Origin of the sequence: Chakrabartyella piscis (genome assembly GCA_030067835.1) — a bacterium.
Taxonomy (GTDB): domain Bacteria; phylum Bacillota; class Clostridia; order Lachnospirales; family Anaerotignaceae; genus Chakrabartyella; species Chakrabartyella piscis.
Genome location: CP092441.1, coordinates 391,002 through 405,965, shown reverse-complemented (window position 1 = coordinate 405,965; position 14,964 = coordinate 391,002). Strand labels below are relative to the sequence as shown.

Below are 14,964 nucleotides of genomic sequence, written 5' to 3'. Positions count from 1 at the left end.
AAACCACAAAACGAAAAAACAACGAAATACCAAGGCAACAGACCACGTGGTAGCAAGGTACAAAATCAAAACAAAAAAACTGGAGAACAACAAAATGATCAATAAATTCACTCTCAACGAAGGTGAACGCTTAGACGATTTACATAGAAACGGGTACCATGTCATTCAAAATCCAAAAAGCTTTTGTTTTGGCATTGATGCAGTACTCCTCAGCGATTTTGCTCGTGTCAAAAAGGGTGAAACCGTCTTGGATTTGGGTACTGGTACTGGAATTGTGCCAATTTTGATGGAAGCCAAAACAGATGGATTTCATTTCACAGGCTTAGAAATTCAAGCTGAAAGTGTGGATATGGCGCAAAGAAGTGTCATAGGTAATGGATTGTCTGAAAAAATTTCCATAGTTCATGGAGATATCAAAGAAATTCCTACTCTATTTCCACAAACCACCTTTGATGTGGTGACAACCAATCCACCTTATATGAATGCTGGCTTTGTGGGTGAAACCAGTGCAAAATCCATTGCACGTCATGAAATTCTTTGTACTTTGGAGGATATCATTGCTGGTGCTTCACGAGTTTTGGGCACCAAAGGCAGATTTTACATGATTCATAGACCCAATCGTTTGACAGATATCATCACCATGATGCGTAAACATAAGCTAGAGCCAAAAACTTTGCGTTTTGTGCAACCTTTTGTGGACAAAGAGCCTACAATGGTTTTGATTGAAGGTGCCAAAGATGGCAGTGCTTGGGTGAATGTTTTGCCACCGCTGATTGTTTACGAATCTGTTGGCAAACATACTGATGAAATTTTACAAATTTACGATAGAGAAAGGTAAGGGTGTAGCATGTCAGGAACTTTATATCTTTGTGCAACGCCCATTGGAAATATGGAGGACATCACACTGCGTACTCTGCATATATTAGAAGAAGTGGATGTCATTGCAGCAGAAGACACAAGAAATACTTTGAAATTATTGAATCGTTATGAAATCAAAACACCAATGACCAGTTATCATGAGCACAATAAGATTGGAAAAGGTCCCATTCTCATTGAACGTCTGAAAAATGGTGAAAATATCGCTTTGGTCAGTGATGCGGGTATGCCTGGCATTTCAGACCCTGGTGCCGATTTGGTGCAACTTTGCTACGCATCAGATGTGGCTGTCACTGTATGTCCCGGTGCTTCTGCATCCTTGGTGGCTTTGGTGTTATCTGGCATGGATACCAGACGATTTGTGTTTGAAGGATTTCTTTCTACAGACAAAAAAGAAAAACGTATGATGTTGCCACTTTTGGAAAAGGAACATCGTACTATGATATTTTACGAAGCACCACACCGTTTGGTGGATACTTTAGAAGAATTTGTCTCTATTTTTGGTGGAGAACGTGAAATTGCCATTATACGTGAATTGACCAAGAAATTTGAAGAAGTTCGACGTGGCACAATTGCCAGTGAATTGGCACATTTCCAGACAAATCAACCTCGTGGTGAATTTGCTTTGGTGGTGGCTGGTCTTTCTTTGGCAGAACAAAAGGAAGCAGAACAGAAAAGTTGGGAAGAAATCACCATTGATGCACATATGGCACAATATGTGGATGGTGGTATGTCTGAAAAGGATGCCATGAAACAAGTTGCAAAGGATCGTGGTGTTTCCAAGCGTGAAATTTATAGCGCATATAAAGGAGGAAAGTAAATGCTTGATGCAATTTTTGCTTTGGAGCTAAGAGATGTGTTCTATGCTGCAACTTTGGCATATTTGATTTGGTTTGCCCTTGGGTTTATCAAAAAAATCATTGGGTTGCGTACATCCATGAGCATTACAGTGGAAAAAGGCGATGTTGTGGATGTGTATAAGAAATGCAAAGAGTTATTTCCCATTGAAGCAATCCCATTTCATGGTAAAGTATTCAAACGTGGTATGAAGGTACAATTGTTGACCGAAAAGGATATCACCATTGAAGGGGAATTGATTGGTTTGAGCCACAAAGATTTGATTTGTATACGCACCACCAATAAGATTGTGGCACATCAATTGGAGAAGATTAAAGATATCAAAGAAATGTAATATAGTTTGGGTTTGTAGGGGTGGATTCCATATCCACCTTTTTTTTGTTGAGTTGCGGTATTGCGGTTGATTCGTGAATCAACCCTACAAGTGCATTGGTATTGTTTTTGGTTTTTGGGTGGTTTTCGGTATGGGTGACCCATCCCCTACAGGTTTGTGGCATGGTTTGGGTTGCGGTATTGCGGTTGATTCGTGAATCAACCCTACAAGTGCATTGGTATTGTTTGGGTTACAGTATGGTCAAATTTTGTTTTTGGTTTTTGTAGGGGCGATTTGCAATCGCCCGTTGGTTTGCATTTTTTTGGTTTTGGCGTACAAAAAAGGACCCCTTTCGGGGTCCTCATACATCATTCTAAATTCAGTTTGAATTAGTTCAATGTAGCTGTTTTTGTAGCATCATCCCAAGCGATGGATACGCTCAAAGCTGTAGCCAAATCACGCAATGGCAAGAATGTTCTGCTATCTGTGATTTCTGGAGCAGCGGATGTAGCAATAGCTGTACCATTAACTGTCATGTAGCTTTCGCCAATTGTCATAGCGATAACTTTACCACTGTAGATTACAGTTACTTGACGAGCTTCTGCGTTCCATTGAACAGCATTTGTATCAATACCCAAAGCGGAAGATACAGCTCTTACAGGCAACATTGTGTAACCAGCTTCAGAGATGTAAGCAGGTACATCCAAGTCGATTTGTTTGCCACCAGCGAAGATATAGGATTCGCCAATAGGAACGATAACTTGTGTGATGAAAGCGTTGTCTTGGTCAGAACCAGCTGTTACGATGTTAACGAAAGCAGCTTGAACTTCATAGCTCATTGTACCGCCATAAGTATAGTCTGTGTCGTCAGAAACGTCACCAACGTAGATGTAATCAGAATCTACGCCAGAAGCATAAATCAATTGTTCCAACATTGCTGTGTTAGAGGACAATGTGATATCCAAACCGTAAGCACCAGCAGCCAAAGATCTGCTCATGTACAATTCAAGATTTTCAACTGTAATCATACCAGCTTCGTCTTCAGATTCGTCATCAACTGTGATTTCGATATAAGCAGCGCTGCTATCGGAATCTACGTCAACTGTCATGTAAGAATCGTCTTCGTTTGTTGTGATATCGCCTGTAGAGTCAAAGCTCATGTAGTCGCCTTCCATGGAAAGTTTGAATTCCATGTCGTCATTCCACAATTCAGCTTCTGGTTCTGTAATAACGATAGGTGTATTGATAGGTGTATTTCTGTAATCAATGATTACGTCATTTTGTTCTGCAGTTGCAGCAAATACAGGTACGAATTCAGCGATAACTACTTCGCTTTCTGTTACGGAATCGCCAACGAAGCCAAGAACTACTTCACCTTCGAAGTCTTGATCAGCAACCAATGTCAATTCGAAAGTAATTTCGATTGCGGAACCGCCTGTTGTTTCTTCAAACAATCTTTTTTCAAATACGAAGCTTTCATATCCACCTTCTGCATAAGCAGCTTGGAAAACAGCATCTTCGTCGATTGCAGTTGTTGTACCATAGTAATCCCAGTTGTCAGAACCAGCTTCTACGCCAACTACATAAACACCTTCTGGCAATGTCAATTCGAATTCATCTCTGTAGCTCCAAGCGCCAGGGAAGGATTCTTCAATTGTTACTTCCAAAGAAACGTGATCGCTGTCATCATTGATACCGAAGTTATCAGAGTTAACACCAGCGTACATTACAGGAACGTCTTCGTCTTCATCAACGGACATTACTACAGAGTAAGCACAAACTTCAACAACTTCTACAGATGTAGTAGCAAGTTTTTTGCCAGCACCACTGTACAATGTAGCTTTGATTGTAGCGATGTCGCCTTCGCTAGCGCCATCAACAACGATTTCCAATTCGTCGATTTCGATTGTATCCAAAGATGTGAAACCTGTTACCAAAAGTTCGTCATCATCATAGCTAGATGGTTGGGAAACTGTTACGTTTGAACCAGAACCATCAACACCAGTGAATTCGAAACCTCTTGTGATTTCCAAAACAATGTAACCTGCTGCGGAATAGATATCGTTGCCATCAGCATCATCATCCCCTGTATCTACAGAAGCTACAGAAGCAAAGGAACCGCTTACGGATTCTTCGATTTTCAAAGTTTTGTCCAATGTATCGATTTCGTCTTCAGCGATGTATGTCAACGCTTTGATGGAAGCTTCCATACCGATATCAGAACAAGTAATGAATACCAAGTCATCAGCTTCAACTGCATCAGAATCAACAGATACTGTTACGTAGTCGCCAGCGTCCAACTCATCTTCGTCTTTTGTTTCCAATGTAATGATGATTTGGTCATCAGCAAATACTTTACCTTTAACTGTGAAAGTCAATTCATCTTCATCTACGTCAGTAGCACTGTTAAAATCGATAACTGCTGCTGTACCGTTGCTACCTGTGTCATCAGGAGCGAATCTAACGCTTACTGTAGATGCATCAAAATCAAGACCATCCAAAGAAACTTCGAAATCCATTTCTGGAGCTGAATAAATATTGCCAGAACCATCAGTATAATCAGCTGCACTTGCTTGATTTACATAAGCTGCGTCACTACCAGAGTAGGATGCAGATGCAATTGTGATTTGCAATTCTGGAGCGTCACTGATAGAATCACCTTCAGCGATTGTGCTTGCGCCTACTACTTTAGCTGTAGCGGAAACGTCTTGACCTGCAAATGCTGTTGCAGGAACCAAAGAAACCACCATAGCGGAAGCAATAAGCAAAGAAATAATTTTCTTCATTTTAATTTCCTCCTTTAATTTAAAATTTACCCTTTTAATTCGTTTGTTCGTTCGTTTTATCATGATACAACGAATGCCTTTCATAGTTCGCCTGTGCGCCACCGCCACCGCCTGTTTGGATTGTCATTTTTTGGTTTCATTGTCTTTTCCACACCCATTTAGGAAAAATTCGCCGATTCCGCCAGCAAACGCACCGCCCATTTGATTTGAGCCACGTACAAAGCTACTAAATTACTCTGCATGATTATTATATACATAGAGATTTTTTTTTGCAACAATTTCCAAGGAAGTGTAACATAACTGTAATATTTGGTAATTTGAGAAATTGGTGGGTTACAGATGTAACTGGATTGGTGAAGAGTGAAAAGACAAGATTCTTCGCTACGCTCTGAATGACAGATTGGGTTGGGTTGCGGTATGGGTGACCCATACCCTACAGGTTCCACCAATGGGTTGTCATTTTGAATGCAATGAGGGATCTTTGGGTTGGGTTGCGGTATGGGTGACCCATACCCTACAGGTGCCGACAATGGGTTGTCATTCCGAATGCAATGAGGAATCTTTGGGTTGGGTTGCGGTATGGGTGACCCATACCCTACAGGTGCCATCAATGGCTTGTCATTCCGAATGCAATGAGGAATCTTTGGGTTTACGGGCGATTCGTGAATCGCCCCTACAATGACAGGTGGTGGTTTGGTTTCGGTATTGCGGTTGATTCGTGAATCAACCCTACAAGTGCATGGATTTGGGTTTTGTAGGGGCGATTATCAATCGCCCGTTATTTTGACATAGAAAAAGGACCCCATATGGAGTCCTCTTTCGTGTTTCTACTATACTATATATATGTTTCTTAGTTCAATGTAGCTGTTCTTGTAGCTGCATCCCATTCGATGGATACACTCAAAGCTGTAGCCAAATCACGAAGTGGCAAGAATGTTCTGCTATCTGTGATTTCTGGAGCAGCAGATGTAGCGATTGCTGTACCATTTACTGTCATGTATTGTTCGCCAATTGTCATTGCGATTACTTTTCCACCGTAAATGATGGTTACTTGACGAGCAGTTGCGTTCCATTGAACAGCGTTTGTATCAATACCCAAAGCAGAAGATACTGCTCTTACAGGCAACATTGTGTAACCAGCTTCAGAGATGTAAGCAGGAACATCCAATGCGATTTCTTTACCGCTTGCAAGAATGTAGTATTCGCCAATTGGAACAATTACTTTTGTCAAGAAAGTATCATCTTGATCACGTCCAGCTGTTACAACGTTTACGAATGCATTATGTACTTTTACTGCATCGCCAGCGCCAACTGTGTAGTCTGTATCCACAACAACATCACCAATTACTGCAACATCACCAGCAGCGCCAAGGATTGTTTGATCCAAGAATGCTGTGTAGGAAGATGTAGAAAGGTACAATGGATAGGAACCAGCAGGAAGTGTTCTGTTCATGTACAAGGAAATGTCAGAAATTGTGATTACTGCTGCTTCGTCTTCAGATTCGTCTGTTACTTCAAATTTCATTGCATCTCTTTGTTTGATTTCCATTTCAGAATCTTCGCTTGCTTCGATTGTTGCGTCGTTTTCAAAGTTCAAGTAGCTTTCCAATGTGAATTCCATTGTCAAACCGTCATCCCACAATTCTGCTTCTGCTTCTGTGATGATGATTGGTGTGGAGATTTCTGTGTTTCTGTAATCGATGATTACGTCATTTTGTTCTGCTTCTACTGTGTAAGGTGCAACAAATTCTGCAATTACAACTTCTTGTGTTTCTACTGCGTCACCGGAGAATTCCAATACAACTTCACCTTCGAAGTCAATATCAGCTACCAATGTCAATACAAATTCCAATTCTGCTGCTTTGGAAGATGTTGTGATGGAGTTATCATCAAATGTTCTTTTGCTGAATTCAAAACCTTCGTAGCTGCCTTCTTCATATGCTTCTGCGAAAAGTGCATCCCAATCACCTTTGTCCAAAGAAACACCATTTTTTGTGAAGTTATCAGCTGTTGTTGTTTCTACATTTGTTACATAAACGCCTTCTGGCAAAGAAAGTTCAAAAGCATTTCTACCAGCCCATGCACCAGCAAAGGATTCAGAAATTGTTACTGTCAAAGATTCGTGGTCTGCATCATCTGTCAAACCTGTGTTGTCCACGTCTACACCAGCGTAGAATACAGGAACATCTTTGTCTTCATCAACAGACATAGCAACTGTGTAATCTACAACTTCTGCAACTTCGATTGTTTCTTTGCTTACTTTTTTGTCTTGATCATCATACAATGTGATTTCGATGGAAGCAGTTGCACCTACTTTTGCGGAGTCTGCGAACAATTCCAAACCAGAAATTTTGATATCAGATGGACCAGACAATTCGATTACCAATTCGTCATCAGAATTGATATAAGAGGAAGTAATATCACCTTCGATAGTACCTGTGTTATCGAATTCGAAACCTTTGGATGCTTCCAAAACGAAAGTATACTCATTGTCATATGCACCAGTGATCACTGGTTCGATTTTGATGTCTTTCAAAACTGCAACTTCGTCAACTGCAACATCAACCAAGTCTTTGATGGATACTTCGAAACCACCATCAACAACTGTTGCGAAAACAAGATCATCAGCAGATACCATAGCGGAATCGATGGATACTGTAGCGTAATCGCCTGCGCTTGTTTTGTCATCCAAAAGTGCATCCAAAACGATTGTAACTACGTCATCAGAAGCCAATCTACCAACTACTGTAAATGTCAATTCTTCTTTATCGGAGCTAAGCTCGATGTTTGTGATATCAGCGTCTACATTGTCACTTGTTACAGAAACCAATCCATCCAAGTATGTAGCCAATTCTGTATCTGCAAGTGTACCTGCGTTGAATTTTGCATCATCCAAAACGATTTCTACGTCAATAGAACCTGTTTGGTTAGCTGTGTAGCTAGAATCTGCAATTTTCACTTGCAATTCTGGAGCTTCGTCCATTTGTTGGTTTTCCAACACTTTTTGAGCACCAATTACTTTTGCTGTTGCTGTTACGTCATCCGCTGCAAACGCTGTTGTCGGCATTGCGGAGATCATCATGGTCGCTGCCATAATGTAAGAAATTAATCTTTTCATGTTTGTTCCTCCTTGTTTGTCGATAATTATGTTTTCGGATACAACGAATTTTCGCCCATTCGTTTTGCACCACCGCCTCTTCGTCGGCTTAGACCTTTTGATATGAAGAGATTTCTTCTGCACCCATTTCCAAAAGCAATCCCCAATATCCAAAGTCCAGTCTAGCGATTTGGGAGGGAGCAAAGCGTTTATTTACTTTGCTTAGCCATCATATGATATTGCTAGGAATTACGCAACCCCTTTCTCCAATATGACATATAAGCGTAATTCCTTTGTCATTTTTGTAATGTTAAGGGGGTTTTTGTAACATGACTGTAACACCACTGTCTTTTTTGTAACATAAACATACTATTTTGCTATGATATAGCTGATTTTCAAAAACAACGCAATATCAAGGTTTTTTGAACACTGAAATAATTGAGAAAAATAATTTGGTATGAAATTGTGATATTTTCGTCTTTAAATGTATTTCATACATGGACATTTGTAGATGCACCTGTAATTTTGGCTTTTCCATAGTCCCAATGAAAGATAAAAGGGCTTTTATGCATTGTACGCATTGTATGCGTACCGAAAGTGGAATGCATACAATGCATTCCCTACATAATTAAGACATGTTCATGTACATTAGGGCTCATTAAGTTTCATTAGGACTTCCCATAAAACCATAGGCACAAAAGATATTTTATGATATGATGATACTAGGGTCAAAAGGTCATATGTTGTATGCTTGCATACAGAAATATGACTTTGGGACCCGCCAAACATAAGAAAGTAGCCCGATTAGGGTGGATTTCGAATGTTTGTAGGATTCTGGGAGCACAAAGTGCGTAAGAATCCGCAGGTATCAAGAGTCAAAATACCTCTTGACCCTTAATGTGTGTCCCTATGTGGGCACCCGTTTGATTTCATTCATTGCAAAATAAGAAAGGATGATATATTTATGAGCAAACGTACAGAAAACATCATTTTATTTGATTTGGATGGTACTTTAACCGATTCCGCTGATGGCATCATCAAATCTGCCCAACATATGCAAGAAAAACTGGGTATGCCCATTTCCAAAGCAGAAGATTTGCGTTTCATTGTGGGACCACCACTTCTGCCATTGTTCCAAAGCGATTTTGGTATGACTTTGGAAGAAGCAGAACATGCATTGGTTGTTTATCGTGAACGTTACAGCACAGTTGGCTTGTTTGAAAACGAAGTCTATGAAGGCATTCCAGAATTGTTGCAAAGTTTGCGTCAAAAAGGAAAAAGACTTGCAGTTGCCACTTCCAAGAAACAAGAAAGTGCAATTCGTATTTTGGATCACTTTGGCATTGCAGAGTATTTTGAAGTCATTGGTGGTGACAATCGTGAAATTGGACGTGATACCAAAGCAAAGGTCATTGCATATGTATTGGAAGAACTCCATGCAGATATGAGCGATGTGGTTATGGTTGGCGATCGTAAATATGACGTAGAAGGTGCTCATGCAATTGGATTGCCATGTATTGCTGTGGAATATGGCTATGGTGATTTGGCAGAATTTGAAGCATGTGGCGCAGATGAAGTGGTTGCAACTGTCAAAGATTTGGATGAACGCTTCTAAAATATAGTGGTCGGTGGTCAGAAACCCCAAAACCACGCAACTGTAGGGTATGGGTTACCCATACCGCAACCCAAAATCAAACTGTAGGGGTGGATTCCATATCCACCCGTAATATACAACTCTAGGAGGTTACACATATGAAAATCAAAATTTTACCCATTGGTACAATTGAAACCAATTGTTATGTCATTTCTGATGACAACGGAACTTGTGCCATTGTGGATTGCGATGGAAATGCACGCCCATTGTTCTCTTATATAGAAGAAAACCATTTGAAACCAACACACATCTTGTTGACACATGGTCACCATGACCACATTGGTATTGTGGAATTGGTGAAAGAACGATACAACTGTCAAGTGGTGGCAGCCAAAGCAGAAGCAAACCTTTTGGCAGACCCAAGACTCAATCTTTCCAATATGATGGGTGGCAATTTGGCTTTGTATCCTGATATTTTGGTGGAAGAAGGGGATATCATCCAAGTGGGTACCATGGAATTTAGAGCAATGCTTACACCTGGACATACAGCAGGTAGCCTTTGTTATGTAGTGGATGACCAAATTTTCTCTGGTGACACATTGTTCCAAGGTTCTTGTGGCAGAACCGATTTGCCAACTGGCGATTGGGGTACTATTATGAAGTCTTTGGCTCGTTTGCGTGATTTGGATGGAGATTACACTGTATTCCCAGGTCATGGTCCATATACCACATTGGGTATTGAACGTAGATCCAATCCTTATATGTAATTTTACGAAAAAACACCCTCTCCACATGGACAGGGTGTTTTCTTTTAGGATGATAGAGTTTATAAAGGGAGGTTCGCTTGTAGGGGAGGGTTTCCATGCCCTACCTTGGAGGTTTCATACCATTTGTTTATTATAGAAGTCCTTCTAATTTGCTTTTCAAAACAGCTGGAGCTGTGATGCCAACAACAGCATCTACAGGTTTGCCATCTTTGAAGAAGATCATGTTTGGTACACTCATAACTTGATATTTTTGAGCCAATTCCATAGATTCATCAATATCCACTTTGAATACCTTTGCTTTCCCTTCTAGTTCAGCTGACAATTGGTTGAGTACAGGCCCCATTTGTTGACAAGGACCACACCATGTTGCAGAAAAGTCCACCAATACAGGCACTTTGCTTTCCAATACTTCTACTTGAAATTTATCTGATTTGATTTGTAGCATATCCATTACCTCCTAAAGGGTTCTTTGACATTTATGGTTACCAATTATGTAAAATTTATGTACTTTCTTTGATTTGTATTCATTGTAACATATGTCAATAACAATTGCAAGTGTTTTTGATAATAATTATCAACTAATAATGAAATATTTTTCTATTTTTTCTATGCTTATTGTATATCCATCTAATTTTGGGCAATACTCTTTGTAGAGAAGTCATCCCACCCCTAGATGATTTCTCCTCTACTTCTTCCCCTAATGCGGATACCATCCGTATACCAGAAAATCCAACTCTTGGAACTTCTGGCAAACAATAGGCAAAGACTGGAATAACAGCTAATGGCTAAGGATGAAGAGTGAAAGACTAAAACCATCAATATAAAAATAGTCATTCACCATTCATTTTTATAGTAGGCATTTGGTTGAGATGTTTTATCTTAACTCAATGATATTGGCTGGAATGCTCTGGTTTTTGTCTATTGTTGTTTCTTTTTTATCTCCAAATGCCAAAATCAAACATCAGAAAGTTTGTAGAAACATATTGACAAAAACGGTCAATTTATTGTATACTGACCTCGTAATTACATATAGAAATTCTTCAGGGCAGGGTGCAATTCCCGATCGGAGGTAAAGTCCTCGAGCGTTTTACGCAGGATTTGGTGCAATTCCAAAACCGACAGTATAGTCTGGATGAGAGAAGAATAAAAGTTTGGTATATTTGATATGCGTTTTTTCTGTATCCCCGTTTGATATGGAATTGGTGTGTATGTAATTGCCGACCTTTATTTTGATTGTTTAGCCTGAAGATTTTCGGGCTTTTTCTTTTGCTTTTTTATGGAAATATTGCTTAGGATGATGTTTTTCGCTGGAAGATGCTATCTTCCCCTACGAAAAAACAACATAACAACGCAATTGTAGGGCAAGGGTTTTACTCTTGCCGCCATTGAAAACAATAGAAAAAGTATAGAGATTTATTCTCTGTTACCTGAAAATTGGACAAACAAATCGGAGGAAACGAACATGGAACAAGTAATCAACAACAACGTAACACGAAAAACAAAAGCAAAACGCTCCACAAGAACAATGGTATCCCTTGCAATGCTTGGTGCAATCTCCATTATCTTGGTGTCTGTGGTGCATTTTCCACTGATGCCAGCAGCTGCATTCTTGGAATATGACCCCGCAGATGTGCCTATTTTGATTGGTACCTTTGCTTTTGGACCAGTGGCTGGATTGTTGCTCACTGTAGTGGTATCTATTTTGCAAGGTCTCACTGTTTCCAGTGGTGCTGGCATCATTGGCATCGTTATGCATATCTTTGCAACAGGTGCTTGTGTTTTGGTGGCTGGTAACATCTATCGCAAACACAAAACACGTAAAGTGGCATTCATCGCTTGTATTGCAGGTGCTTTGACACAAACAGTGGCTATGATCATCATGAATTTGATTTTGACACCACTCTTTATGGGTGCTCCATTGGAAGTGGTTTTGGGTATGATGGTTCCTATCATCATTCCTTTCAATCTTTTGAAAGCAGGCATCAACTGTGGTATCACTTTGGTTTTGTATAAATCTTTGTCTCCTATTTTGAAAGGAAAACACTGATTTGACTAAGGGCTAATGGTGAAAGGTGAATGACTGAAAAGCAACGGGTTGTCGGGGACGCCAACCCCTACAATGCAAATATAAAGCAGATGGTACTTGTAGGAGCGATTCACGAATCGACCGAAACACAAGCCAAACAATGGCACATTTGTATGGAACAAATCAAGAGGCGTAGGACTCAAAACCAAAACCTCGGTATCACAAAAATAATTTCATATGAAACACAATAAACGTGGGGTTTTGGTTGGTTTCATACGTAAAGTGGAATCTGTTTTCTTTGCCACATTTGTCCTTTTGGATGGATGTGGCTTTTTTGGGCTAAGGACTAATGGTGAAGGGTGAATAACTGAAAAGCAACGGGTTGTCGGGGACGCCAATCCCTACAACGCAAACATGAAGCAGATGGTACTTGTAGGGGTGATTCACAAATCGACCGAAACACAAATACAATCTATTACATCACACCTAAAATCCATTCTTTTCCTGTAAATTGGCAGTTTACAGAAATTTTTGTTGTCATTATCCTATTTTTTGCATATAATGGAACTAATGTAATTTCACCAAGTCTGGTGAGAAGGAGGTTTTATCAATGCATAAACAAACTGTAGTCGTGATTTTTGGCGGTGCGTCTTCTGAGCATGAAGTTTCCAGAAATTCTGCCACCACCATCATCAACGCTTTGAATCGTAATTTATATGAAGTCATCACACTTGGCATTACAAAAGAAGGCAAATGGATGATTTATACAGGATCAACAGAACACATTCCAACAGGTGAATGGGAAAAATACGCTTTGCCTGCAATTCTAAGCCCTGATGCAACACACAAATCCATCCTCAAATTGGTGGGCAATCAAATCAAAGAAATTCCTGTGGATGTGGTAATCCCTGTTTTACATGGTAAATATGGTGAAGATGGTACCATTCAAGGTTTGTTTGAAATGGCACAAATTCCTTATGTGGGCTGTGGCGTTTTGTCCAGTGCTGCTTGCATGGATAAAGCATACACCAATCTTTTGGCAAAGAATGCAAAAATTGCACAAGCAGATTACCTTGCATTCACCAAAGCAGATGCTGCAACATTGAAAAAATGCATCAAACGAATCGAAACAAAATTGGGATATCCTTGTTTTGTGAAACCAGCAAATGCAGGTTCTTCTGTGGGTATCAGCAAAGCAGAAAGCACCGAAGAATTGGTGGCTGCAATTGCTTTGGCATTGGATCATGACCACAAATTCCTTGTAGAAAAAGCCATTGTTGGTAGAGAATTGGAATGCTCTGTTTTGGGCAATGAAAAACCAATTGTCAGTTGTGCTGGTGAAATTTTGGCAGCAGCTGAATTTTACGATTACGATGCAAAATACAACAACAACGAATCCAAAACTGTGATTCCAGCAGATATTCCAGAAGAAGTGACCAAAGAAATCCAACGTGTGGCAAAGAAAATATACCTTGCATTGGATTGTCAAGGTTTGGCTCGTGTAGATTTCTTCTTGGAAGAAGGCACCAATCGTGTATTGTTCAATGAAATCAATACTATGCCTGGATTCACTTCCATCAGCATGTATCCAAAACTTTGGGAAGCAGTTGGTTTACCACTTTCAAAATTGTTGGAAGAATTGATTGGACTTGCGTTGACCTGTCATTAAAAGCAATATAAACTATAATTCCCTTTTACTATAAGTGTTCCCAAGCCTGAAAAACGGGTGACCACACAGGGTCACCCCTACAAACCCATGATGGTATTTCATGCAAATCCACTTATTTTAGAAGGAGACAACTATAAAAAGAAGGTATTCTTATGGACAATAGACCCATTGGCATCTTTGACTCTGGTGTTGGCGGCTTAACCGTTGCCAAACAAGTGATGAAGGTTTTGCCCAAAGAACAGATGATTTATTTTGGTGATACAGCACATTTGCCCTATGGTAGCAAATCCAAGGAAGCAGTCACCAAATTCTCCAAGCAAAATGTGCAATTTTTATTGAAAAAGAATGTAAAAGCGATTATTGTTGCTTGTAACACTGCCAGCGCCAATAGTTTGGAAGAATTGCAAGCCACCTTTGATGTACCTATTTTTGGTGTGATTGATGCTGGTGTTGCCGAAGCACTTGCTTCCACCAAAAACAAGAAAATTGGTGTCATTGGTACTGCTGGTACTGTGCGTGCTGGTGCTTATGAAAAAATGCTTTGTGCTCTGGATGGTGATGTTTCTGTTTCCTCCAAGGCATGTCCTTTGTTTGTACCTTTGGCAGAAGCTGGTTGGACAAACAACGAAATTGCACACCTAACTGCAAAGGAATATTTACAAGAACTTTTGGATTTTGGCATAGATTCCCTTGTTTTGGGATGTACACACTACCCTTTGTTGAAACAATGCATTGGTGATGTGGTTGGTGATGGTGTCACTTTGGTGGACCCTGCAAAAGCAACTGCTGGACGTGTGGGTGCTTTTTTGGCGGAACACAATGCACTTCATGATGATGCTGCAACAAAAGAACATGAATTTTATTTGAGTGACCAAACAGATATGTTCTCCACCATTTGTGAAATTTCATTGGAAGAAACCCATGTTGCAGAAATTGTAGATATTGATGGCATCAGTGGCAAATAAAATAAGAATGATG

At 40.0% G+C, this 14,964-nt stretch carries 12 protein-coding genes and 1 riboswitch; of the genes, 9 read left to right on the top strand and 3 right to left on the bottom strand.

The features are described 5' to 3' along the window. The first annotated feature begins 94 nt into the window (after positions 1-94). From MJY40_RS01805 to MJY40_RS01795, 3 genes are read left to right on the top strand one after another with little or no spacing between them, the layout of a single operon-like run. The gene (locus MJY40_RS01805) at positions 95-838 is read left to right on the top strand and encodes a tRNA1(Val) (adenine(37)-N6)-methyltransferase (protein WP_317855376.1); all 744 of its coding nucleotides are present in this window, start codon (positions 95-97) and stop codon (positions 836-838) included. Positions 839-847: 9 nt separating this feature from the next. Beyond that, positions 848-1,696, top strand: coding sequence for a 16S rRNA (cytidine(1402)-2'-O)-methyltransferase (gene rsmI / locus MJY40_RS01800; RefSeq protein WP_317855375.1), 849 nt, complete (start codon positions 848-850; stop codon positions 1,694-1,696). Continuing rightward, positions 1,697-2,068 (top strand): hypothetical protein, encoded by a 372-nt coding sequence (locus tag MJY40_RS01795; RefSeq protein WP_317855374.1) that lies wholly within the window; start codon positions 1,697-1,699, stop codon positions 2,066-2,068. A gap of 368 nt (positions 2,069-2,436) precedes the next feature. Here MJY40_RS01795 and MJY40_RS01790 read toward each other — a convergent pair whose 3' ends face one another. Both MJY40_RS01790 and MJY40_RS01785 read right to left on the bottom strand, forming a co-directional pair. After that, the gene (locus MJY40_RS01790; protein ID WP_317855373.1) at positions 2,437-4,833 is read right to left on the bottom strand and encodes a copper amine oxidase N-terminal domain-containing protein; all 2,397 of its coding nucleotides are present in this window, start codon (positions 4,831-4,833) and stop codon (positions 2,437-2,439) included. Positions 4,834-5,683: 850 nt separating this feature from the next. Continuing rightward, on the bottom strand, positions 5,684-7,951 hold the full coding sequence (locus tag MJY40_RS01785) for a copper amine oxidase N-terminal domain-containing protein (RefSeq protein WP_317855372.1): 2,268 nt from the start codon (positions 7,949-7,951) through the stop codon (positions 5,684-5,686). 943 nt (positions 7,952-8,894) lie between these two features. Here MJY40_RS01785 and MJY40_RS01780 point away from each other — a divergent pair. Both MJY40_RS01780 and MJY40_RS01775 read left to right on the top strand, forming a co-directional pair. After that, positions 8,895-9,545 carry an HAD-IA family hydrolase gene (locus MJY40_RS01780; protein WP_317855371.1) on the top strand — a complete coding sequence of 217 codons (651 nt, stop codon included), beginning with the start codon at positions 8,895-8,897 and terminating at the stop codon, positions 9,543-9,545. A gap of 137 nt (positions 9,546-9,682) precedes the next feature. Next, entirely contained in the window at positions 9,683-10,291 is a 609-nt protein-coding gene (locus tag MJY40_RS01775; protein WP_317855370.1) for an MBL fold metallo-hydrolase, read from the top strand. A gap of 130 nt (positions 10,292-10,421) precedes the next feature. Here MJY40_RS01775 and trxA read toward each other — a convergent pair whose 3' ends face one another. Further along, positions 10,422-10,736: a thioredoxin gene (gene trxA / locus MJY40_RS01770; protein WP_317855369.1), complete on the bottom strand. Its 315-nt coding sequence runs from the start codon at positions 10,734-10,736 to the stop codon at positions 10,422-10,424. A 587-nt stretch (positions 10,737-11,323) separates the two neighbouring features. Beyond that, positions 11,324-11,439, top strand: a riboswitch (FMN riboswitch). A gap of 314 nt (positions 11,440-11,753) precedes the next feature. On the opposite strand from trxA, the gene MJY40_RS01765 reads away from it, so the two are divergent. From MJY40_RS01765 to murI, 4 genes are all read left to right on the top strand, one after another. Beyond that, positions 11,754-12,338 carry an ECF transporter S component gene (locus tag MJY40_RS01765; RefSeq protein ID WP_317855368.1) on the top strand — a complete coding sequence of 195 codons (585 nt, stop codon included), beginning with the start codon at positions 11,754-11,756 and terminating at the stop codon, positions 12,336-12,338. A gap of 29 nt (positions 12,339-12,367) precedes the next feature. Next, the gene (locus MJY40_RS01760) at positions 12,368-12,568 is read left to right on the top strand and encodes a hypothetical protein (protein ID WP_317855367.1); all 201 of its coding nucleotides are present in this window, start codon (positions 12,368-12,370) and stop codon (positions 12,566-12,568) included. 359 nt (positions 12,569-12,927) lie between these two features. Continuing rightward, positions 12,928-13,986, top strand: coding sequence for a D-alanine--D-alanine ligase family protein (locus tag MJY40_RS01755; RefSeq protein ID WP_317855366.1), 1,059 nt, complete (start codon positions 12,928-12,930; stop codon positions 13,984-13,986). Positions 13,987-14,138: 152 nt separating this feature from the next. After that, positions 14,139-14,951, top strand: a complete 813-nt coding sequence (murI, locus tag MJY40_RS01750) for a glutamate racemase (RefSeq protein ID WP_317855365.1) — start codon at positions 14,139-14,141, stop codon at positions 14,949-14,951. Positions 14,952-14,964 lie beyond the last annotated feature (13 nt).